Origin of the sequence: Acinetobacter sp. neg1 (assembly GCF_000788125.1) — a bacterium.
GTDB classification, from domain to species: Bacteria; Pseudomonadota; Gammaproteobacteria; order Pseudomonadales; family Moraxellaceae; genus Acinetobacter; species Acinetobacter vivianii.
The window spans coordinates 206716-230727 of record NZ_JSZD01000006.1 but is presented as its reverse complement, the minus strand read 5'-3'; the positions used below and the strand labels follow the sequence as shown (position 1 = coordinate 230727).

The following is a 24012-nucleotide window of genomic DNA, read 5'->3' as shown; positions in this document are numbered from 1 at the left end:
TATAAAAATGAACTAAACTTGATATAAACATAAGCAAAATAAATAGCACCTGTCATTTTGTTCATTATTTCTGATATAGATTAAATTAGGTTTTATTATCTGTCAAATTAGTAATGCACTTTTATGTTTGTTTCAGTTAAATAAGTTTTCGTAGATGCCTCATTCCTTAAACAAAGTTCTTATCCTTCTCCAAAAAATATAAGGGAGTGTTTCTTCTCCCTATCCTTATGACTTATTTCAAAACTTAATTTCTTTCTTTCATAGGTTGTATGATAAAAATCATACTGGCACTCAACACTGTAAAAATGGTCATAATCACAATCATGGTCTGTGGTGTACCAGTTGAAAGCCAAGCGAGTAAAAGCGAAGAAATAATGCCACTACCATACTGTAATGAACCAATCAAGGCAGATGCTGAACCTGCCATTTCTGGTACACCATCCAATGCGGCTGCGGTTGAATTAGCAGCAATCATGCCGTTCATTGAAAAGAAGATAAAAACCATTGCAATGATGCTATAGATTCCACCAACCTGCTCATAGAATAAAATGCATAGCGTAATTAATGCCACAGTAGCAATTGCAGTCGTACATTTAAGTAGACGATCAAGGCTAAACCGTTTAACCAAGTTACGATTAATAAAACTTAGTCCCATTACCCCTAAAATATTCAATGCAAACAGCCAACCATAATGCTGAGCATCCACACCGTAAAAAGAAATATAAACAAAGGGTGAACCGACAATAAAAGTAAAGGCAGCTACGTAAAAGAAAGTGACACACAAGGTATAACGCATAAACTGCCAATTACCCAATAACCGACGGTAATTGGCAAAGGTATTCATCACAGATGCTCTGGTTCGTTTCTCTACTGGATGTGTTTCTGGTAAAAAGAACAGGGTTAAAAACATGACTCCACCAATACTTGCCAGCAACCAGAAAATGCTATGCCATGTACTGAATTTAATGATCTGCCCACCCAAGAGTGGTCCTGCAATCGGTGCAATTGCCATAATCACCATCAGTGTTGAAAGCATTTGTGCCGCTTGGGTTCGACCATAAAGATCACGAATCATGGCACGTCCAAGCATAGGGCCAGTACATGCACCAAAAGCCTGAAACACACGCCAAAATACAATTTGCTCAATGGATTGAGACAACGCGCAACCAATTGAACCAATCACAAAAAGAATCATGCCTATAAATAAAGGAATTTTCCGTCCAATGCGATCACTCATTGGGCCCCAGATCAACTGTGCCAATGCAAACCCAGCCAAAAATCCTGTAACTGTCAGCTCAACATTTCCATTTAACTCATGTGCCATTTGTGGCATCGCAGGTAAATAAATATCGGTTGAGAGTGAAGTGAATGCCATTAATGCACCCAAAATCCCCATAAAAAACCAGCTTGAAGTGTTCAATGCATTATCAGGATTTTGAGTGTGTGTTGGAGAAACAGGCATTTTAGTGACTCGATTGATCATATTTAAAACATAACTTAGTTTGTTGCATGGTTTTGCAGGAGTTGTTGAATAACAGGATTATTTACCGACAAGTCTTGCAACCATTGTGCGATTTCATTTTTGGCTTGGTTCGCCCGCTCACCCTCCATCACAAATAGAATTCCGTCCCGTTCAATACCACCTCGTAGTTCAATACTTTGCATAATTTGGCATCCACGACAGTACTGGTTGAACTGGGCAAGACTTTGTCCCATGCCATAACCTGTATTGTTATTAAAAGGCACAATCATTTTACTGTTTAAATCTGCATGATATTGGTTCAGGAAACTTTTGATTGGTGGCGGTAACTGCATATCCCATGTTGGAAAGCCAACAAAGATCACATCATATTGCCCAATATTTTCGACCTGAGTTTTGAGTGGCGGTAGATAACCATCCTGATTTTCCTGATCGACTTGCCTAACAATGGCTTGATAATTTTCAGGATAAGGTGTCTGCAACTCTAAAGCCACCAAGTCCCCACCGACTTTTTCCTGTACCATCTTGGCAAGTGCTTCGGTATTTTTAGTGCGGGACAGATACACAATCAGGGCTTTAGGATTGTCTGTATTCACGGGTGGATTTGGTGAGGGAGCCATGTTCTGCTCTGTCTGTGAGTTTTCCGCACTTGGACAACCCATCAAGCCAATTGCACAAACAAAGAATAGAATAAAACGCATACTTGCAATCATCTTCCACCCCCTCTTTTAATCCAGTTTATTTTGCTTGAGCCATTGTGAAAGTAGTTCTGCAATCTGCTGATTGTTTAAATCAGAAAATGGAAAATGGGTATTACCGTACACCCCAATATCAGGCAAATGCACCAACTGGGCTTTTCCGCCATGCTGATTGATTTTATCCACCCATAACTGCGCCATTTTTAGACGTACTCGCCAGTTGTCCTGTCCCGCATTTTGCTGTCCAGCATCGCCATTTTTCTCAGTAGGAATATTATCGCCATAGTAGATAATGATTGGCATTCTGGTCAGCTTCTGAAACTCTGCCATTTTGACTGGGGTTGGTGACAATGTCCCTGTTGCACTTGGCATGGGTTCAGGCAGTTCATTTTCAGGAAACACAAAACCACTGCCAGGTTCGTAAGCAACAATGCCTTTGACCTGACTTGATTTTATTGCTGTCCACCAACCTGGCCCTCCGCCTTGTGAATGGGTAATTAGTACCGCATCACCTGATTTTTTTAGGACTTCCACCATTGCATCACTAATCACCTGCTCATCATAGGCTCCTGTATTCGGTGTCATTTGACGGAAATACTGGTTTAAAGCAGTTGGCTCTTGTGAAAACTGTACCCCTTTAAAAAAGTTGGGATACTGTCCTAAACGAAACATATTGAACCAAGCCTGATCATTGGTGGTGGCTGGTACTTCTGCGGCTACAGTTGATTGTCCCGCCTGTCCCCGACGTGGTTGATCGACCACATACACAGGGAAATGCTGGCGCAGGAATAGTGTCTGGAATCCCTCACGACCATCAGGTGTAGTTCCCCATGTTTTCGCTGATTGTCCTGCACCGTGTAAAAAAACCAATGGATAAGGATGAGCATGTTCAGGAATTTGATAAAATACCGAAGCGTGATCACCATGCAGGGTTTGACCTTGTGGCTTAAATAGTTGTTTATCGTCAAACTGTCCCGCACTTTGAATGACTTTACCACCCGCGGCAAAGTTGCCTTGCTGGGCAATACTCAAAGCCGATGATTGATGTGGATTGACTGAGCAGGCTGACAGCGATGCAGTAACACAGATAGTCAGCAGTAGTTTGCTGAAGAGTGCGTTGATATTCATCATTTTTATTGAGTCCCTATTATTGTAGTTGCTTTAAAACACTTTGCGCATTGTTCGCCAGATCACGACCAACAGTCTGCTGCAATGTGGCCATGATTTTTTGCATCTGAGCAGCATCCACCCCCAGATTTCGGGTAATTCTTAAATGCGAACGCAGTTGGGCATTGACATCACCCATGGCAGACAATGTACTCACCACTACAATTTCACGTTCCAGAGGCGACAAGTTGTCCTGACTAAACAAATAGCCAAATAAATGGGCTTTTAAGGCGTAATCTATTGTGGGAGAGAAGTTTTCAACCAGTGGTTTTGAACTTTCCTCAATGGAGGTCTTGTTGAGATCAGCCAACTGCTCTATACCGAGTTGATAGTAGTCAGTACCACTTGGTAACGTGCTTGGCAGTGCACCCTGTATATCCTTGATACCTTGTTTTTGGCGTTCTTCAAGCAGGCTTTTAAAGGTCAATGTGCCATTTAAGGCACGAGGAAAACCCGCATAGGCGTATTGATGGGCAAACACTTGCTTGATTTCATTCACCGTTAAGCCATTTTGCAGTCCATTGACTAACGCAGGTTTAAGCTGTTCAAGATTGCCTGTGGCGTTAAAGGCAGCAATCGGAATCAGGCTGAGTTGTTTTTGGCTCAATGTCACAGATGTACTTGCTTTAGGCAGTGCAGATACTTTTGGCTCAGTCGGCAAATTCACTTTTTCCAGCCATGTTACGCTCTTGCCATCGGTTGCCACAGGGGTAATGGCAATATGCGACATCGCACTATGCTCACTTGCACCATGCCAGTGTTTGACATTCGGTGGACACCAAATCGTATCGCCTTTTTTAATCGTTTGAATGGGTTTGCCCCATTCCTGAGTACGCCCCTCACCCTCTGTCACAATCAGATATTGACCGTGTGGATGGGTATGCCAGTTAGTGATTGTACCTACTTCAAAATTAACAATGGCAGGTGCAACATCACCTTGCGAGGGCATCACTGGGTAACGGGCAAAGTTTGCCTTGCCAGAAAAGTTACTTGTAGGCGCTGACTGAATACTGTGTTGCTCTGCTTTGGTAATTTGCTGACCCATTTTATCCTCAGCCCAGACCATACCTGATAGAGAACTCATCACCAATAATGCATTAACCTGATGTTTCATGTTATTTCCCACTATCCCTATTAAAAAATAAGGCAATGATTCAAGAAAAGTCATTCAATCATTGCTTATCATTCAGACCAGCAATCTTTATTTCAGGTGCTTGCCATAAAATGCAGTCAGTTGCTCCATCGCCTGTTTGACATATTCAGGCTTCCAATAGGTTTCAATATGGGTAGCATTAGGAATTTTAAATAAGGTTTTGTCTTTTGTGCCTGTGGCTTTGGCAAAGGCATCTTCAGTCATGTAAAGACTGTCCGCCTTACTGCCTGCAATCATGAGTAAGGGCTGATTGATCAATTCGATTTGATCTGTCGCATCCCAGCGCATCAGGTCAAGCAGGCTGCTCATGGTATATTTAAAGGTTGAATTTGGATGGGCATGGGTACGCCAATAGTATTCATATCCCTGACGGTACATCTCAAATGGCAATGCAGCAATTTGCTCATCAGTCATATCGGCATCACCCGCATAAAGGACTTTGCCGCCTGAAACTTCCTGAGCACGAGCATCAGTGGCTTGTTTTAAACGCTGTTGAATAGTATCCAGTTGCGAATCGGCAAAACCATTACGACGCACTCGTCCAGAATTGAACATACTGAGAGTAGCAACCACTTTAAAACGTTTATCTGTTTCTGCCGCTGCCAATGAGTAGCCACCACCGCCACAAATGCCAAGTAAGCCTAAACGGTTATTATCTACTCCAGCATATTGGGTAATAAAGTCTGCCATGCCATGCACATCTTCAATACGGTTTGCAGGTTTATCAACACTACGAGGCTGACCACCACTACCACCCTGATAGGCAGCATCAGCAGTAATGGTGATATATCCCTGTTCAGCCAGAAGCTGAGCATATAAGCCTGCAACCTGTTCCTTAACACCGCCATTTGGATGCGCCACTACAACCGCAGGATATTTTTTACTTGGGTCATAATTGGTAGGTGTATAGACATTGGCAACAATATCCAGTCCATTCAGTTTATAAGTCACTGGATGAATATTGACCTGACCTTTGACATTTTCAGTAATCGCACCGCCATAGACCAAGCCAAAAGGATTTTCTTTTTTATCTGCGGCAAAACCCGCACTTGAAGTGGTAATGGCTGCTGACATTAAAACGGTATGTAAAATTTTCATTTTCGCTCCTGAATTTTAAGTTTAGACATCCATTTTTCGACCAGCCAGCCATTCAATCATGGCGGGGTCACGATGCGAGAAAAAGGAACTGGTGGCGGTATCCATTGCCGTGATTTGGGTCATGTCCTCAATCGACAGCTCAAAGTCAAAAATATCAATATTTTCCTGCAAGCGTTCTTGACGTACCGATTTAGCTAAGGACACAACATTGCGTTGTAGTAACCAGCGTAGTACCACTTGCCCAACGGATTTACCATATTTCTTGCCAATCTCAACCAGTACAGGCTGGCTGAATAAATTATTTCGTCCTTCTGCAAAAGGTGCCCAAGCTTCTGGCTGAATATCTCGTGACTGCATCCACGGCACGGCATGGAGTTGCTGGTTAAATGGATTCACTTCAACCTGATTCACCGCGGGTTTGACCTGATTAAATGCCATCAGATCAGCTAAACGATCAGGGTGGAAATTACTCACGCCAATGGCACGGATTTTACCTGAGGTATACAGCTCTTCCATTGCTCGCCATGCCCCATGTACATCGCCAATCGGTTGGTGAATCAGATATAGGTCAAGATAATCCAGTTGTAAACGGTTCAGTGAACGCTCAAACTGCGCTTTTGCTCCCTCATAACTGGCATCCTGTAACCATAATTTTGTGGTCACAAACAATTCTTCACGTGCAATCTGGCTTTGGCGAAGTGCATTACCGACCTGAGTTTCATTCTGGTAAGAGGCTGCGGTATCAATCAATCGGTAGCCTGCATCAATCGCATGTAAGACTGCCTGTTCACACTCCACAGGGTCGTTCATCTGGAAGACACCAAAACCAGCGAGGGGCATTTCAATATCATTGTTTAATCGAACTGTTTTCATTGCTATCTCTCACCACGTACATGGAGAACATCGGTTAAAAAATAACTATACCCCGACAATAAACGATGTATTAGTCAGGCAATTTCGATTACATTTATATTGATTTTTGATTAATTACATCCGATTAACAAAATAATCGTATTTTGAGGTAAATGATGTCTGAGAACTTAGATGATTTAAAAGCGTTTATCGTGGTCGCTCAAACGGGAAGTTTTACCAAAGCCGCAGGACAGTTGGGGGTTTCACAGTCTGCCCTGAGTTATACCCTCAAAATGCTGGAACAACGTCTTGGAGTTAAATTACTGAATCGAACGACTCGAAGTGTTTCTACCACTCAAGAGGGAGAACAGCTTCTGAATGATATTGCCCCACTCATTACTGGTATTGAACAAAAACTCTATAACCTCAACGAATTTAGAGATTCTCCTCGTGGGAGATTAAGAATCAATGGAACTGAAATCAGCCTTAACTTTTTATTGTGGGATAAATTATCCAAATTTTCGCATGATCATCCCAATATTCAGCTTGAACTGACTATGGATTATGCCTTTGCAGATATTGTTAAAGATCGCTATGACATTGGTATTCGATTAGGAGAAAATGTCCATAAAGACATGATTTCGGTTAAGATCAGTAATGAATTAGAAATGATGACTGTCGCCTCACCTCATTATTTAGAAATTTATGGAACACCACAAACGCCTGATGACTTACATCAGCATCGATGTATTGGACTACGCTTACCTAGCCATGAACGTATTCAATCATGGGAGTTTAAAAACTCAAAACTAAATCCAGAAGTTCAAACCATATCTCCGGAATGCTCCATGGTCGTCAGCCATGCAAGGTTACAACTAAAGGCTGGACTAGATGGTCTTGGAGTTGTATGGCTACCTAAAATGATGGTTGAAACAGAAATACAAAAAGGAAATTTTGTCAGGATACTAGAGGACTGGGACATAAGTTATTCAGGCTACTATATGTATTACCCAAGTCGTCGTGAATCTTCACCATTGTTTAGGCTATTGGTTGATGCTTTACGTTTACGTAATTGATGAAATTATTTTTTAAAATAAAACAAAGATTTATATTTTACTTAAGTTTAAAGCTTACGATCCAAAATTATGCTTTGAATAATGATGAATCTTTTAGTTCATGAACTTGGCTTTTAGTTTTTATAACTTTATACCTCTAAAATGCACTTTTATATTTGCTTCAGTTAAATAAGTTTTCCTCAATATCTCATTTCGTAAAGAAATAGCCAGAACTCCCATAAGCTTAATGTGCCACAAACAATGATTTAATTTATTCTTAATGTGTCAATAACAAGTTTCAAAGCTGGTGACTGCTGTCTACGATGAGGATAATACAAATGAAATCCTGGGTATGCTATTGCATACTCATCCAATACTTTTATTAATTGCCCTTGTAATAAATTGTCCTGAATAAGCTCTTCAGGAATGTAAGCAATGCCTTCTCCAGCTAATACTGCATCAGCAATAAGCTCAGAATCATTAAAGACCCATTGCCCAGAAACTTTAATTTTAGTTTCAATGCCTTCAACCAAGAATTCCCATTGATATAATCCACCTTGAGTAGACAATCGATAGCCAATACAGTTATGTTGAATCAAATCTTGAGGTTTTTCTGGGATGCCCTTTAGCGCAAGGTATTCAGGCGATGCAACAACAACCATTCTGACATCTGAACTAATCCGAACAGCAATCATTCCTTCCGCTACCCGACTACCAAAACGGACACCTGCATCAAAACGTTCCGCTACAATATCAACCATGCCATTATTTGCAGTTAGCTCAATATTGATATCTGGATAAAGCTGCGTTAATTGCTTTAATTTCGGTAATAGCACATAACGGATAGCATGATGACTTGCATTTATTCTTACATTTCCCGCTGGTGTATCTCTTAGTTTCGACAGTAATGATAATTCATTATCTATATGATCAAAACTCGCTCCAATCGTCTGTCTTAGCTTGTCACCAGCCTCTGTTGGAGAAACGCTACGTGTAGTCCGAGTGAGCAACAACATCCCTAAACGCTCTTCCAGTCCACGAATGGTATGGCTCAAAGCAGACTGGGAAACACCTAGCTTACCTGCTGCTTTAGTAAAACTACCTTCACGAGTCACCATCAGAAAGGCATATAGATCATTATAGTTCTCTTTTGTAATCATATAGATTCTCTATGGTTCAGTAATTTAAGCGTTAATATTGAAATAATACCACTTAGAAACGTATGATTTATTAATCCTATTCATGACTCTATCCCATTTTAGCTCCTTGCTCATACATTTTCATATTTCTATAATCTGTTATGCTTCGCACAAATAATTGAAGTTAAAAATAAAAAATCTATTATTCTTAAAAACTATAAGAGATTTGAACATGGCATATTCCCTCACCACGTTCATTATTAAAAGAAATATATAAGCTCTAATCCAACATTCTGCTCGTGACAATGCTTATTTCTTTATTCATATTCGTTTATGAATATTCGACGCAATTGGATTACTTTGTCGTCAAACGAGATATCAAAATAGAAGAAATAATCAAAATAAGTGCGCTGGCTACAAAAGTTATCTGGTAACCACTATGGTCAAATAAAATTCCACCCAGTGTTGAACCTAAAGCAATTGCAAGTTGAATAACTGCCACCATTAACCCGCCACCCGCTTCTGCATCATTGGGTAAGGTACGTGCTAACCATCCCCACCATCCTACAGGTGCTGCCGTTGCTAAGAACCCCCATATACAAAGTAATACTGCAACTACCATCGTCCAAGTTCCAAAAAATACGAGTGACAATGCGATAACAGCCATCATAATAGGAATAACGATCAAAGTTGCATAAAAACGACGTTTCAAGAACGTATTAATTACGGCAGTACCAATAAATCCCATAACCCCAATCCCCAGTAAAATAAGTGACAGGGTCGAAATATCAACCCGAGTTATGGTTTCTAAAAATGGTCGCACATAGGTATAAAGAGAAAACTGTCCCATGAAAAATAAACTGATCGCTAACATACCCATCATAACGACTGGATTACGCAATAATCCCAAAATGGATGATTGCTTTTCTGTTTGACGCGAAGTAGCTGGCATTGAAGGCAAACTCAACCATTGCCAAATAAAAGCGATGACAGCTACAGGAACTAAGCATAAAAATGCACCTCGCCAACCGATGATTGAGCCGAGATAACTTCCTAAAGGAGCAGCAATCACCATTGCCAATGCATTACCGCTGTTAAAAATTGCTAATGCTTTAGGTACTTGTGAGCTCGGCACTAATCGCATTGCCATTGCGGCTGACATCGACCAAAAACCACCAATGACCAAACCAATCAACGCCCGACCTAGCATATAAACTATATAATTTTGGGCTAGTGCCACGATTGCACCTGAAATTGCCATAATAGCCGTTAAAACTAACAAAAGTGTTTTACGATTCATATCTCCTGCTAAGCGAGAAATCGTCAAACTTGTGATGACAGCAAAAGCACCTGAAATTGCAATTCCTTGTCCAGCCAAACCCTCCGTAACATTCAGATCTGTTGCAATCGGTGTCAGTAAACTCACTGGCATAAACTCTGATGCAATCAAGGCAAAAACACATAAGGTCATTGCAAAAACCCCACTCCAGTAGGCAGGAGCTTCTACGAGGCTTTCTTTTTCTTCAGGGTTAAGCATTGACTATCTCTACTCGAAATTGGAGTAGCAATTATAAAAATAAGGTTCAACTGGAATAAGTAGCTTAAGCCGAATAGAGTTATGTATATAATTCATGAATCATAAAAGTATAAATATCGTATTTTTAGCAGTTCTTGAATTTTCACTTTAAAAAAAATCAAATAGTTTTTATTTAAACACATTATTTTCAACCACTTAAAATTTATGCCCTCTAATTAATGAATATTATTCATAAGTCTATGCTGTTTTTTTAGGCTAATACATCTGTGAAAGAATAGATAAACTCATTTCAATCCCTAAATTTATGAATCATCTTTTTACAGGAAGCAGGAATCATGCAATCACATATAAAGAAATTTCGTAATGCGACTCTAACAGCAACCCTTATTGCCACAATAGGCTTATTTTCTTCAACTTCAGTAATGGCGGCAGATATGCCAAAAGATACAGATAACTTTTATCAAAGTAGTCAGGTCACGATTCAAAAAGTTACGTTTAAAAATCAATACAACATGAATGTTGTCGGTAATTTAGTGATTCCTAAAAATTTAAATAAGAATACTAAAGCTCCTGCAATTATTGTGGGACATCCAATGGGAGCGGTGAAAGAACAAAGCTCAATGCTTTATGCACAGAAATTGGCAGAGCAAGGCTTTATCACTTTAGCAATTGATTTACCTTTCTGGGGCGAAAGTGAGGGACAACCTCGCAACTTAGTTGCCCCTGAACTCTATACAGAAGCCTTTAATGCTGCGGTAGATTATTTAGGCAGTCAAACCTTTATTGATCGTAATCGTATTGGCGTATTAGGTATTTGTGGTAGCGGTAGCTTTGCGATTAGTGCAGCAAAATTAGATCCTCGTTTAAAAGCCATTGCGACTGTTGCAATGTACGACATGGGTGCGGTAACACGTAACGGTTTAAATCACTCCCAGACGCTTGAGCAACGTAAGAAAATGTTAGAAACAGCAGCAGAACAACGTTACTCAGAGTTTCAAGGTAAAGGTAAACAATGGATAAACTATTTACCTAAAACAGTCGATGCCAATAGCGATCCTATTGTAAGTGAATTTCATAACTTTTATCGAACACCACGCGGAGCAGCAATTCCTACGGGCCAAACTTTGGAACAAACTCAAAACAGAGCTTTAACCAGTGAAGTTAGATTTGTGAATTTCTATCCATTTAATGACATAGAAACCATCTCACCTCGCCCAATGCTTTTTATTACTGGTAATCAAGCGCATTCCAAAGAGTTTAGTGAAGATGCCTATAAACGTGCTGGTGAGCCTAAAGAGTTGTACTACGTTAAGGGTGCTGGACACGTTGATCTATATGATCGAGTTGATGTTATCCCTTTTAACAAATTAACTGACTTCTTTACTAAAAACTTGAAGTAATCTTCAGTTTAGCCAAGTTGTGCTGACTCAAACCAACTTGGCATTTTTTAATTGAAAGTCCATATTATTGCCCAACCATGATGAGAACGAAAAATAAAGTTAGCCTTATTCTGATTGCATTAGGCAGATTTTTACCATCTGTACTACTTTACATCGTCCCCAATTTGGACACTTTGAATAGCCACTGATTTTGTAGACACCTTTTAATTAGTGGTGGACTGCCACTACTCTCCTAGACAAATTTAGCCTTTTCCTAAAACCTTTTTAGTAGGAAAATATGCATTCATAGCTAGGTTCATGAACCAAATATTTTATAAGTTATCACTTTAGTGCGCTAAGTAATTAAATTTATTGTTTATTAAACATAAATTTAATTGTGAACTGGATTCTAGGTGAACATAAGTTAAATAAAAGATTCAAAGAACGGCACGCTACACACTACTGTTTGTTGCCACAGCTAAGCAACGTGGATTATGATCGTAGAGATTCACGCTGCTGGCTTAGAGTTCTCATTCCATAAAAAGAAAGGTCTAGATTTTATTTAAGACACTAAATCAAGTGCCAGAAGATTTTTCAAGCTGGCTGCCCAGAATCCCTTAAGTGAATGTCTCCTGCTATTTCAGCACACATCAATAGAAAGATAAGCTTTTATTTTCTATATTAATTACGTTTAAATTCCAACCCTCTCATTTTTCAACTAGCTCAGGTTATAATGATGGTCTCCTAAAATATAGTTGATCTATTATGAATGCCTCCAATGACCCTCTACACGGCAAAAAACTTGCTGACATTTTGGATGAGTTATTGGATTACTACGGTGGCTTTGAAGGCTTAAGTCGTAAAATTGAAATTAGATGTTTTTGTATAGATCCAAGTGTTAAATCATCATTGCGATTCTTACGCACCACACCATGGGCACGTGAAAAAGTAGAAAACTTATATTTGTATGTCTTACGCCAAAAAGCTAAACAGAAATCGTAACTATCAGAACCCTAGTCTCAGCATTTTAATTAGTGGCGGACTGCCGCCACTCTCCTAGAAAAAATTTAGTCAATTCTTAAGACCTTTATTAGCAAAATTTGCATTTATAGTTAGGTTTTTAATTACGCTCAAAACTCTCAATTGATGTCTTAAAATCAATTTGTTGACTAATTTTCATTGCTTTATATGAAAAAATTATTGGTGGCATTCGTAAGTTTTTCTAATAATTTTTAAATTATTTACAGCCCCTAATATTGCTTTAAAATTACTTAAATTCAGTTATATAGCACCTATTCCTCCCACCTAAATCACTTTCACAAAAAACTAAGACTAACTTTGTCTTAGTTTTATTATTGACTTAAAACACAGACTACATTAGTCTGTGTTTGTAATTGATCAATTATGAAATTAAATGGCTTATATCACTAGTAGCGTCGAGTATGCGATTCACTGTCTTCTTTTTCTTGTGAATAATGAAGACAAACCTTTGAGTAGTAAGGATCTTGCCGAATTACAAGGAGTCTCTCCAAGTTTTATGGCCAAGATTTTTCCTAAACTTGAAAAGGCTGGACTTGTTGTAGCACAAGAAGGTGTTCGCGGCGGATATTTACTGGCCCAATCTGCTCACGAAATCAGTTTTTTAGATATTGTGAATGCAATTGAGGGTGAAAAACCACTTTTTGAGTGTCAAGAAGTTCGTGGTAAATGTGCGGTCTTTAACAATGCCCCACCCGATTGGGCAACCAGTGGTGTGTGTGCAGTTCATGCAGTTATGCTACAGGCTGAAAAAGCCATGCGAGATGCTTTAGGTGCACATACACTTGGTGATATTGCAGATCGTTTTGGCCGTTATGCACCCGATGTATTTTTTAGTGATGTAAATGGCTGGATCAATGAACGCATTGAAGGAAGAACAGCAAAAATGCGGAAAAGTAAGATATCACGGGATACACCGCCAGACTAATGAGCTGAAAGGGTCTCAAATCCTAGAGCAATAACACCCCGTAATCGTTTTAAACGCCTTCTCAGATTTTTCGGACAGTCAGAGAAAGGATTCGCTAACCCAAAATTTGGGAGATGAGCTAGAACTTATATGTCCGAAAAAATCGATCAAAAGGATAATCAAATGAGTAAGCGTATTATTATTGCAGGTTCTGGTTTTGCTGGTTTATGGGCTGCACTTGCCGCACAACGAGCAATTCACTTAGCTTCCCAGCAACAAAACATTGAAGTGGTGATGGTTTCCCCTAGTCCAAATGTGGATATTCGTCCTCGTCTTTATGAAGCTGTACTTGAAAATATGTACCCTGATATTTCAGAAGTATTAAGCGTAGTTGACGTTAAATATGTGGCTGGCTGGGTAAATGAAATTGATGCTGCTGCCCAAAATCTTGTAATTACCACAACTCAAGGCGATAAACAGACTTTAAGCTATGACCGTTTTATTCTGGCAACTGGTAGTACCACATTTATGCCACCAATACTAGGTCTTACCGAGTATGGATTTAGCGTAAGCACATTAGAAGATGCGGAAAAATTAGATCAACATCTTAAAAACTTAGCCCATAAAACTGCAAATGCAGCACGTAATACTGTAGTTGTCGCTGGTGGCGGCCTGACTGGGTTAGAAACCGTGACCGAAATGCCTGAACGTCTGCGTAGCATCTTAGGTGAAACTGATATTCATGTAGTTTTAGTCGATTCATCAGCAGAAATTGGTGCGGCATTGGGTGATGAAGCTGCGGCTGTTATTCGTGAAGCTCTCGATGAACTCGGTGTGGAAGGTAAAGCTGGGCTACGCGTTACTGCACTTGATGCTTCTGGCGTAACACTTTCTAACGGCGAAAGAATTGAAGCAGAAACTGTTATTTGGACTGCAGGCATGCGAGCGAATTCGCTTACCTCTCAAATTGCAGGTGAAAAAGATAATTTAGGTCGTATTTTAGGTGATGCTTATTTACATGCGCCTGAAGCAAAAAATATTTTTGTGACTGGTGATACAGTCAAAGTTCCAACTGACGATTTAGGTAATTTTAACGTAATGTCGTGTCAGCATGCGATGAGCCTAGGCCGTGTAGCGGGTTACAATGCGGCCGCAGAACTGGTTGATTTACCATTACACGCTTATAGTCAGCCGAAGTATGTGACTTGTGTTGACTTAGGTCCATGGGGAGCACTTTATACTGAAGGATGGAATCGAAAAGTTCAATTTGTGCGTCACGAGGCGAAAAAAATTAAACAAGAAATTAATACTGTATGGATTTATCCGCCTGTTGCAGATCGCGAAGCAATTTTTGCAATAGCAAACCCTGATTTTGTGATTGTTCCTTAATATTAGGTTTTCTAGAATAAACTCCTTTATTTAAACACTAAAAACAAAGCCGTCACTGGTTTTGTTTTTAGGGGCTATTTTTGAGTCATTAGGTATGACTTTATAATTCTGCTAAATTAAAAGCTTTGGTTCATAAACTTAATTTAAGATTAGTGCTTTGCTTACTTCCCGATAAAATTTTGGTGTCACATTCGTCCAGCGTTTAAATGCACGTGAGAAATGAGAAATATCAGCATAGCCCAAACGATCCGCCACCTCTTGAATAGACAACTTTGGCTGTTTTAATAAATGTTCGGCATGTTGTCTACGCACCTCTGCCAATAATGTCTGAAACGTTGTTTGTTGCTGTCCTAGCTGCCTTTGTAATGATCTCTCCGAAATATGCAGCTTTCCTGCAATTTGTTTGATTGATAAAAAACCATCCTGTTCGTCATAAATCATGGCTTTAATCACAGTATCCAGACGATCCCTTCCCATTCTTTTTTGTGCCAGTTTCTGAGCATCTTGCTGGCATTGTTGTCTGCTTAAACGTGCAAGCAACGGATCTGAGGTTTTTAATGGTATACCCAAACATTGTTTCTTAAAAATCAGGCAATCTGCTTCTGCAGCAAAATCCACGCTTAAATACTTGTTCGGATGGATATTCCTATAAAAATCAGGTTTATCTTGCTGAAACTTATAGCGAAGATCCAGATTAACTTGAGCCAGACTCTCCAAAATCTGTGCGAATCCAAATATCAAAAAGCAAATCGCGTGTGGATTCAATCGCTCTGGTCGTAATGGCTGAGAAAAATATAAGTACGCCATTTCGCCGTCAATCTTAAGTCTAGGCTTAAAAACGGCGCAATGTAGACCAATAAATTGCTCTAAAATCTCTATCGCTTCCGATAATGTCTGTGCTGCGGTTGCAGCGATTCCCACATTGCCATAACAAGATGCTCGCATGTCCTGAGCAAGATATAAACTCATTGCAGGTTCCTTGGTTAAGGTCGCCACTTTTTCGAGTAAGTAATTGAAAATATTCATATCAACATACCAGAACGGAGCTTCAAGTTTTTGCATCTGAATACCTGTACCTGCCAGCATTTGCTCAGGAGAAATATTCCATTTTTTCACCACATCGATCAATAAGTTGACATAGCTTCCTGGTAATTCTGGGCTCATTTTTATGTCCTCATTACATGAATTTGGCGTGAAATGGTAAATATTGGCAGCTAATGAACTATGCCAGTTTTAAGCATTTCGGCATAGTTCATTTATCTAAAATATATTGATTAATGTGATATCCCCATGAATATACTGATTGTGCATGCTCATCCAGAAAACTTGTCATTTACCAGTGCACTCAAGGACAAGGCACAAGAAACTTTTGAAAAACTCGGCCACAACGTTGAAATCTCCGATCTGTATGCAATAAATTTTAATCCCGTTGCATCTCAAGATGATTTTCAAAGCTTAAACCAACCTGATTACCTGAATTATGCTTTGGAACAACGCCATGCATTTAAACAGCATCAATTTTCACAGGATATTCAGACTGAAATTGAAAAAGTACAACGTGCAGATCTACTCATTTTGAGCTTTCCATTATACTGGACTTCGGTACCTGCCATTTTAAAGGGTTGGATTGATCGTGTATTCGTCTCTGGACTGTTTTATGGTGGCAAACGCTTTTACAACCACGGCGGCATGCGTGGCAAAAAAGCCATGCTTTGTTTAACGTTGGGTGGTCGTGATCACATGTTTGGTGAAAACACTATTCATGGGCCAATTGAGCATTATCTTTCATCCATCCAGCGTGGCACATTGGCCTATGCGGGATTTGAGGTTCTCCCGCCCTTCATTGCCTATCACGTACCTTATATCAGTCACGAAGCCCGGCAAAAACTGTTAACTGATTTTGAGACCCTCATCACTCACCTTGACCAGCTAGAAGCACTCGAATTTCCATTACTCGAAAATTTTGATGACAAGATGCATCCATTAAAATAAATAGGCCATAAAAAACTGCTATGCGTACCCCAACGTCATAGCAGTTTTTATCTCTAGAATGACTTTAGTTTTTGTGCTGTAGCTTATAACACTCATCTAAAGCCAATTCGTAATAGGCCAGACCTTCCTGAGCAGCCAGAAAAGCCTTTTGTTGTAGTACAGGATCTTTATCACATAAACGCTTAATCAGCTCCATCGCCTCATACGGATGCAAATCATCATAATGTGCATGCGCTCTTAACCAAGCTAAAGAACGTTTATTGATATTGACCTCAGGATGCTGGGTATAGACCTGAATTCCTTTATACACCTGAATAGTCCAGTCACCTGTTGCCCATTCAATTGCGAGATTAGTCGCGGCAATACTTTCAGCCAGCGTGCCTCGGAAGTTGACGTCCCACAAAAAGTGATTCACTGCATTCATGGCCACAGGTGGTTTGACATTGTTGAGCATCTCAACCGTCAGACCAAATCCCCCTGCCCAATCCTGATACCAATTCAAATGCCGTTCTTCCACCTTGATATTCTGGATCAGCCAGTCTCGGGTTTCAGTCACGCCATCCAGTTCAAATGAGGTTGCTTTCGCCAATGATCCGGCCATATAAGACGGAAAATGAGCCACCAGGGGATAGAAATTCAATAAGGCTGAACGAAAACATTCCAGACTTAATGAACCATTAGCCATATCCATAAATAACGGATGTTTACTCACTCTTTCTTTTGAAGGTAACAGGTCATCCCAGAACTGTTGCGCCCATTCGGAGTGAGGTGTGATTTCTAGTTTTGTTCCATATTGATTCATAGCAGTCATTGCGATGCATCCTATTTCGTATGACTTAATTCAATCATTGACCATGATTGATGCTTTTTTATAAATTGTATCTCAATGCTATCAAGATACAATCGATTGCCGTTTAATTTGTAACAGCTTTTTATTTCTTGAATCTAATTTAAGCTTGAATCATTATATTAGGCAATGCTTATTATTTAAAAATTAATATTTTTTTTATAATCTAATACACATTCTATTTAAATCAGTGTAACGTAGTAAAAAAATAATCCCTATTTTGACATTTATAAGAACATTTTTGGGAGTGGTGAGAGATAAGATGAAGTTGAAAGCTTCCAATATATTGGGACAAGAACAAATCGACTTGTTAATTTCTCGCGGGCTAAATTTAGTTTGGTTTCCTAAAGAATTAGAAGTGATCTATCGTGATCAGTACAGAAATGAGGCTGCGCATGAGTTCCGTTATCGCGCCCCTATTATTTTAGGTTTATATCTATTTCTAAGCTTCGGTATCTATCAGGTTCTACCTACAGACCTGCGTATCACTTGGATGGCAACCTACGGATGGGTTGGAATCATTATTACCTTGGCATGGATGCTGTCTTTCCTGCCGATGATGAATAAATGGTTTGACCACTATGTCTGTATCGGCTCCATGGGCGCTGTCGCTATTTCGTTTACGATCATTAACGTACTGGAACAAGGACAAAATAACGTTCTGTTCCATGCTGCCATGATGTATGCCGTTGTGATCATCTACGGTTTCGTCGGAATGCGTTTCTATACGGCCATTATTGCGGGCTGGGTGGGCGGTTTAATCGGGATTATTGCCAGTACATGGCTCAGTGGTGCCATCGACTGGACATTCCTGAACCGTACCTATACCTTCAGCAGTTTTCTGGGGATGGCGCTTGCTTATGCAACTGATCGGCAACACCGTGAAAACTATCTGCAAAACTGCATGATCGAACTCAACCGTTTAGAACTGATGCGACAAGCCCAACAACTGTCGATTCTCTCTCAACAGGATGCTTTAACAGGTCTGGCAAATCGCCGTTATCTGGATGAGGTGCTTGAGAATGAATGGAAACGTGCGACACGGCATGGACTGCCAATTACCATCATGATGATCGATATCGATTTCTTTAAGCTTTATAACGATACTTTGGGGCATATTCAGGGTGATCAGTGCTTACGGCGCATCGCGATTATGCTCGGCTCTATCGCCTCACGCAGTGGCGATCTTGCTGCACGCTATGGTGGTGAAGAGTTTCTGTTACTGTTTGCCATGACGGATCGTGAACAAGCCCTTCTACAAGTCCGCAGACTCATGGAGCTCATCAGTAATATCGGGATTGCTCATCCAAGAAGCCATGTATCCAAACAAGTCACTATTAGTGTGGGTGTTGCCACCATGACGCCAAGTCTAAATGACAGTCTATCCGAGTTTATTGCGCAGGCCGATCATGCGTTATATATTGCGAAAAGTAATGGTCGAAATCAGTATCATATTGCGACATCAGATAATATGATTTCTGAAACTTTATAATTGATTAACTATTATTGAATGAATGTTAAATTAATTTAATTTTATTCTATTTAAAATGTGATCTAAGCCACACATATAATAAATTATCCGTGTGGCTTAATCTTTTTTATATTAGGGTTCGATTGGCTTAAATGGTGCAACCACATCGGCATTTTGAGCACGATGTCTTAAGAAATGATCCATTAGCACAATCGCCAACATCGCTTCAGCAATCGGCGTTGCACGTACACCCACACATGGATCATGACGACCTTTGGTTAATACATCAGTATTTTCACGTTCAATCGTAATGGTTTTACCTGGTGTAGTAATACTTGCAGTCGGTTTCAATGCAATCGCAACACGAATAGTTTGACCACTCGAAATCCCACCCAAGATACCGCCGGCATGATTAGCAAGGAAACCGTCTGTGGTCAGCTCATCACGAGTTTCATGACCAAACTGTCCAGCAACAGCGAAACCATCACCAATCTCAACGCCTTTAACCGCATTGATGCTCATCATGGCATGGGCAATATCTGCATCTAAACGATCAAATACAGGTTCACCCCAGCCGACAGGTACTTTTTCAGCCACGATTTCAAGTTTTGCACCACAACTGGTGCCTTGCTCACGTAAAGCAGTGACCAGCTGTTCAAAACGCGGAACAGCATCAACATCACCACAGAAAAATGGATTATTCGGAACTTCCGCCCAATCCAGTTTTTCTGCAACTTCATTACCAATTTGAGTAACATGTCCACGAATATCAATGCCAAATTTTTCAGCAAGATACTTCTTGGCAATCGCCCCCGCAGCAACACGCATTGCAGTTTCACGCGCACTTGAACGGCCACCACCACGATAGTCACGGAAGCCGTATTTTTGCGTATAGGTATAATCAGCATGGCCTGGACGGAATGTTTGAGCAATATTGCCGTAATCTTTTGATTTCTGATCTGTATTACGAATCAACAAACCAATCGATGTTCCTGTCGTTTTACCTTCAAAAACACCAGAAATGATTTCGACTTGATCTGGCTCTTTACGTTGCGTTGCAAACTTTGATGTTCCCGGTTTACGGCGATCAAGATCTTTTTGCAAATCAGCTTCACAAAGCTCAAGACCAGGTGGCACCCCATCGACAATTGCCATCAAGCCAACACCATGTGACTCACCACATGTTGTCACTCGAAACAGTTGCCCAATACTATTCCCTGCCATGTTTCATCGCCTCTTAATTTTGAACGGATTGCTGAAATAATTCTTTATAACGACGGCATTGTTCAGCGGTTAAGGCAAAAATACCAGAACCACCTCTCTGGAAAGTCAACCAATGAAAATCAACCGTGTTGAAGTTCTGACGCATTGCCCACTCAGAATTACCTACTTCAATCACAATCAAACCATCTTCAGTCAAATAATCAGCCGCTTGAGCTAACATTTTACGAACCAGATCCAGACCATCCTGACCCGCAGCCAAAGCAAGCTCAGGCTCATGCAAGAATTCTTCTGGTAAATCAGCCATATCTTCAGCATCCACATACGGCGGATTGCTCACGATCAGGTCATATTGATTCTCGGCAGGAATTTTTGAGAATAAATCAGATTCAAGTAAAGCCACCTGATATTGCTTATCATGATGCTCAGTATTAATTGAAGCCACTTCTAAAGCTTCTTTTGAGATATCCGTTGCATCTACTTCCGCATCTGGATAAGCATAAGCCAACGCAATTGCGATACAGCCTGAACCTGTGCACATATCGAGAATGCGTTGCGGTGTTTTTGGATTATTATTTTCTGGTAAGTTGTTTAACGCTTCCAGCATACGACCATTCTCATCTAGGCAGTATGGTGCAAAACGCTGTTCAATCAACTCGGCAATAGGTGAACGAGGAATCAGTACACGCTCATCGACATAGAATGGCTTATTGAAGAAATAAGCCAAGTTCAATAAATACGAGGTTGGAATACGGTCATTGATACGACGTTCTAATAAACTTAAGAATTCCGCTTTTTCACTTGGCAGTAACTTCGCATCCAGAATCTCAGCGTCCGCTTTCCATTCAAGTGAAAGTGTTTGAAGTACCAATGCAGAGCTTTCTGCAAAATAATCTTGAGTCCCTTGACCTAAGTGTGCGTCATATTGACGAAGTGCGGTTACCCCAAAACGAACGAAATCTCGAATGGTTACTAAATTTTCAGCCGCTTCTTGTAAATGTTCAGGGCTGATTGTAGGTCGCTCCACTTAGGCGTCTCCAAAAGTGCTAATTGCAAAACGCTTTATTCTAACGGGATTAAGCAAGATTTAACAATAAAAAAACCGCCTCTCTACAAGAAGCGGTCTTTTAAAGCCTTAACTTGGGTAAAAAGCTTATAGTCCTAATTTTTCAGCGACATAGTCTGAGTCTTTATCACCACGACCCGAAAGGTTGACCACGATCCTGATGTTCTTATCCATTTTGGGTGCTTCACGTAACGCCCAAGCCACCGCATGTGAACTTTCCAACGCAGGTACAATGCCTTCCACACGTGAAAGGGTCATAAATGCATCTAAACATTCTTGATCGGTCGCCGTTTCATATTGCACACGTCCAAGTTCTTTCAGGAAACTATGTTGTGGCCCTACACCTGGATAATCCAGTCCTGATGCAATCGAATGCACAGGTAAGGGTTCGCCTTGCTCATCCTCTAGCACATAACAGGCCATGCCATGAATCTGTCCCGGTTTACCCAAGGTCAGCGTTGCAGAGTGCTTATCGGTATCCAAGCCATGACCTGCTGGCTCTACGCCCACCAGTTTGACATCAGTTTCATTTAAAAATGCGGTAAATGCACCAATCGCATTTGATCCACCACCGACGCAAGCAACCACATAATCAGGATTCTGACCAAAATACTCATTAGATTGGGTTTTAATTTCCTTGCCAATAATTGACTGGAAATCACGTACCATTTTTGGAAATGGATGCGGCCCGACCACTGAACCAATCGCATAAATATAGTTTTTTGGATCTTTTAAATATTCCTCAAAGGCACTATCGACTGCATCTTTTAAGGTTGCTGTGCCTTGAGTCACTGAAACCAGTTTTGCACCCAGAATTTTCATTTTAACGACATTGGGATGCTCTTTTTCGATATCCACTTGTCCCATATGAATTTCACACGGAATACCCACCAATGCACAAGCAGTTGCTAAAGCGACACCATGCTGTCCTGCACCTGTCTCGGCAATAACCTTCGTTTTACCCATGTATTTAGCAAGTAACGCTTCGCCTAAGCAGTGATTAATCTTATGCGCACCAGTATGGTTCAGGTCTTCACGTTTTAAATAAATCTGTGCGCCACCCAGTTGTTCAGATAAACGCTTGGCATGAAACAATGGACTTGGACGACCCACATAATTTTTGAATAAATCGTTCAGCTCACCTTGAAACTCGGCGGTATGGCGAATCTCTTCATAAGCCGCATTAATCTCATCCATCGCCTCTTTTAAGTGAGGAGGAATGAACTGACCGCCAAAATTTCCAAAGAAACCTGCTTCATTGGGTAAAGCTACCCCATTGATTTGATGTTCCATCATTATTCCTGTTTTTATAAAGTTGTCGTCTTAATATAAATATTAACGCGATAAGTAGCGCGTCATGTCTTCGATACCTTTCAGCGTCATCGGAAACATATGATTTTCAAAAATGTCTTTAATCCAGTTAATGGTCTGGGTGTAATGCCAATAACCTTCCATTTCAGGATTCAGCCAAGCGGTTTTATCAAAATGCTGACGTAAACGTCTCAGCCACACTTCACCCGCCTCATCATTCATATACTCCACCGAACCACCGACTGACTTTAACTCATACGGTGCCATACTGGCATCACCCACCACAATGACGCGATAATCACGTCCATACGTATGGAACAGATCCCACGTATTCATGCGGGTTGCGCTACGGCGATGGTTGTCTTTCCAGACATAATCATACAGGCAATTATGGAAATAGAAGTATTCGAGGGTTTTAAACTCTGATTTGGCCGCACTGAATAGTTTTTCGCATTCAGCAATATAGGCATCCATCGAACCGCCAACATCAAACAGCATCAACACTTTAATGCGGTTACGACGCTCAGGTACCAGTTGTACATCCAGAATACCCTGTTTGGCTGTTTCACGGATAGTACCATCCACATCCAGCTCTTCAGCAGCCCCTTGACGGGCAAACTTACGTAAACGGCGTAAAGCGATTTGCATTTGGCGGGTTCCCAAAACCTGATCATCATCCAGATTCTGGTATTTACGCTGTTCCCATACTTTAACCGCAGAACGTTTACGCCCTGGGCCACCAATACGAACACCTTCAGGATGATCACCAAACGCACCAAAAGGCGAAGTACCGCCTGTGCCAACCATACGATTGCCACCCTGATGTTTCTTATGCTGTTCACGTAAACGTTCTTCCAGCATTTTCATCAGTTCTTCGAGCGAACCCGCTTTTTGCAATTCCGCACGTTGTTCAGGCGTTAAATGCTTTTCCAACAGTTCAAGATCAAACCAGTCTTTGGGTAATTTGTGAACCTGTTTCAGCAATTCATCTAAATCAAAGGTTTCAATGCCATCAAAGTAATCTTTCATGGCACGATCGAACTTATCAAAGAAGCGTTCATCTTTGACCAAAACTGTTTTAGCCAATTGATAGAACTCTTCCTGATCTGCAAACACAAGACCTGAAGCTACTGCCTGATTAAGATCAATGAGCTCACGTGTTGTTACAGGTACGCCATATTTGCGTAAGGTGTAAAACAGTCGCACAAACAT

General features: G+C 40.6%; 21 protein-coding genes. 7 read left to right on the top strand and 14 right to left on the bottom strand.

All coding sequences use genetic code 11. The features are described from left to right. Positions 1-244: 244 nt before the first annotated feature. The 6 genes from PJ15_RS02160 to PJ15_RS02135 all read right to left on the bottom strand — a co-directional run bounded on the left by PJ15_RS02160 (position 245) and on the right by PJ15_RS02135 (position 6469). The gene (locus PJ15_RS02160; RefSeq protein WP_047427455.1) at positions 245-1462 is read right to left on the bottom strand and encodes a multidrug effflux MFS transporter; all 1218 of its coding nucleotides are present in this window, start codon (positions 1460-1462) and stop codon (positions 245-247) included. Positions 1463-1497: 35 nt separating this feature from the next. Beyond that, positions 1498-2193 (bottom strand): flavodoxin family protein, encoded by a 696-nt coding sequence (locus tag PJ15_RS02155; protein WP_047427453.1) that lies wholly within the window; start codon positions 2191-2193, stop codon positions 1498-1500. Between the two features lie 15 nt (positions 2194-2208). Next, complete coding sequence (locus tag PJ15_RS02150; RefSeq protein ID WP_047427450.1) at positions 2209-3309, bottom strand: alpha/beta hydrolase; 1101 nt, start codon at positions 3307-3309, stop codon at positions 2209-2211. 16 nt (positions 3310-3325) lie between these two features. After that, the gene (locus PJ15_RS02145) at positions 3326-4459 is read right to left on the bottom strand and encodes a cupin domain-containing carboxymuconolactone decarboxylase family protein (RefSeq protein WP_047427448.1); all 1134 of its coding nucleotides are present in this window, start codon (positions 4457-4459) and stop codon (positions 3326-3328) included. An 87-nt stretch (positions 4460-4546) separates the two neighbouring features. Then, positions 4547-5596 carry an alpha/beta hydrolase gene (locus PJ15_RS02140; RefSeq protein ID WP_047427443.1) on the bottom strand — a complete coding sequence of 350 codons (1050 nt, stop codon included), beginning with the start codon at positions 5594-5596 and terminating at the stop codon, positions 4547-4549. A 21-nt stretch (positions 5597-5617) separates the two neighbouring features. After that, entirely contained in the window at positions 5618-6469 is an 852-nt protein-coding gene (locus PJ15_RS02135; RefSeq protein ID WP_047427439.1) for an aldo/keto reductase, read from the bottom strand. 155 nt (positions 6470-6624) lie between these two features. Here PJ15_RS02135 and PJ15_RS02130 point away from each other — a divergent pair, with 155 nt between their 5' ends. Next, positions 6625-7524, top strand: coding sequence for a LysR family transcriptional regulator (locus tag PJ15_RS02130; protein WP_047427437.1), 900 nt, complete (start codon positions 6625-6627; stop codon positions 7522-7524). 245 nt (positions 7525-7769) lie between these two features. Here PJ15_RS02130 and PJ15_RS02125 read toward each other — a convergent pair whose 3' ends face one another. Further along, complete coding sequence (locus PJ15_RS02125; protein ID WP_047427434.1) at positions 7770-8663, bottom strand: LysR family transcriptional regulator; 894 nt, start codon at positions 8661-8663, stop codon at positions 7770-7772. Between the two features lie 334 nt (positions 8664-8997). Next, positions 8998-10179 carry an MFS transporter gene (locus PJ15_RS02120; RefSeq protein WP_047427431.1) on the bottom strand — a complete coding sequence of 394 codons (1182 nt, stop codon included), beginning with the start codon at positions 10177-10179 and terminating at the stop codon, positions 8998-9000. 335 nt (positions 10180-10514) lie between these two features. Between PJ15_RS02120 and PJ15_RS02115 the strand changes: the two genes are divergently transcribed. From PJ15_RS02115 to PJ15_RS02100, 4 genes are all read left to right on the top strand, one after another. Next, positions 10515-11579: an alpha/beta hydrolase gene (locus tag PJ15_RS02115; protein WP_047427429.1), complete on the top strand. Its 1065-nt coding sequence runs from the start codon at positions 10515-10517 to the stop codon at positions 11577-11579. 744 nt (positions 11580-12323) lie between these two features. Beyond that, positions 12324-12560, top strand: coding sequence for a VF530 family DNA-binding protein (locus PJ15_RS02110; protein ID WP_004961824.1), 237 nt, complete (start codon positions 12324-12326; stop codon positions 12558-12560). 412 nt (positions 12561-12972) lie between these two features. Next, entirely contained in the window at positions 12973-13524 is a 552-nt protein-coding gene (locus PJ15_RS02105) for an RrF2 family transcriptional regulator (protein WP_004772146.1), read from the top strand. A 162-nt stretch (positions 13525-13686) separates the two neighbouring features. Beyond that, on the top strand, positions 13687-14892 hold the full coding sequence (locus PJ15_RS02100) for an NAD(P)/FAD-dependent oxidoreductase (RefSeq protein ID WP_047429119.1): 1206 nt from the start codon (positions 13687-13689) through the stop codon (positions 14890-14892). A gap of 138 nt (positions 14893-15030) precedes the next feature. On the opposite strand, the gene PJ15_RS02095 is transcribed toward PJ15_RS02100, so the two are convergent. After that, the gene (locus PJ15_RS02095) at positions 15031-16056 is read right to left on the bottom strand and encodes an AraC family transcriptional regulator (RefSeq protein ID WP_047427414.1); all 1026 of its coding nucleotides are present in this window, start codon (positions 16054-16056) and stop codon (positions 15031-15033) included. 126 nt (positions 16057-16182) lie between these two features. Here PJ15_RS02095 and PJ15_RS02090 point away from each other — a divergent pair, with 126 nt between their 5' ends. After that, positions 16183-16884: an NAD(P)H-dependent oxidoreductase gene (locus PJ15_RS02090; protein WP_047427411.1), complete on the top strand. Its 702-nt coding sequence runs from the start codon at positions 16183-16185 to the stop codon at positions 16882-16884. A 64-nt stretch (positions 16885-16948) separates the two neighbouring features. Here the strand turns inward: PJ15_RS02090 and PJ15_RS02085 are convergent, their stop codons facing one another. After that, positions 16949-17695, bottom strand: coding sequence for a TenA family transcriptional regulator (locus PJ15_RS02085; protein ID WP_004772138.1), 747 nt, complete (start codon positions 17693-17695; stop codon positions 16949-16951). Between the two features lie 298 nt (positions 17696-17993). On the opposite strand from PJ15_RS02085, the gene PJ15_RS02080 reads away from it, so the two are divergent. Next, positions 17994-19223: a GGDEF domain-containing protein gene (locus PJ15_RS02080; protein ID WP_047427409.1), complete on the top strand. Its 1230-nt coding sequence runs from the start codon at positions 17994-17996 to the stop codon at positions 19221-19223. Between the two features lie 111 nt (positions 19224-19334). On the opposite strand, the gene aroC is transcribed toward PJ15_RS02080, so the two are convergent. The 4 genes from aroC to PJ15_RS02060 form a co-directional block, all read right to left on the bottom strand. After that, positions 19335-20426: a chorismate synthase gene (aroC, locus tag PJ15_RS02075; RefSeq protein WP_005257576.1), complete on the bottom strand. Its 1092-nt coding sequence runs from the start codon at positions 20424-20426 to the stop codon at positions 19335-19337. A gap of 13 nt (positions 20427-20439) precedes the next feature. Next, positions 20440-21450 (bottom strand): 50S ribosomal protein L3 N(5)-glutamine methyltransferase, encoded by a 1011-nt coding sequence (prmB, locus tag PJ15_RS02070; protein WP_004772132.1) that lies wholly within the window; start codon positions 21448-21450, stop codon positions 20440-20442. Between the two features lie 126 nt (positions 21451-21576). Next, entirely contained in the window at positions 21577-22782 is a 1206-nt protein-coding gene (trpB, locus tag PJ15_RS02065; RefSeq protein WP_047427385.1) for a tryptophan synthase subunit beta, read from the bottom strand. Between the two features lie 42 nt (positions 22783-22824). Next, positions 22825-24012 (bottom strand): vWA domain-containing protein, encoded by a 1188-nt coding sequence (locus PJ15_RS02060; protein ID WP_004772130.1) that lies wholly within the window; start codon positions 24010-24012, stop codon positions 22825-22827.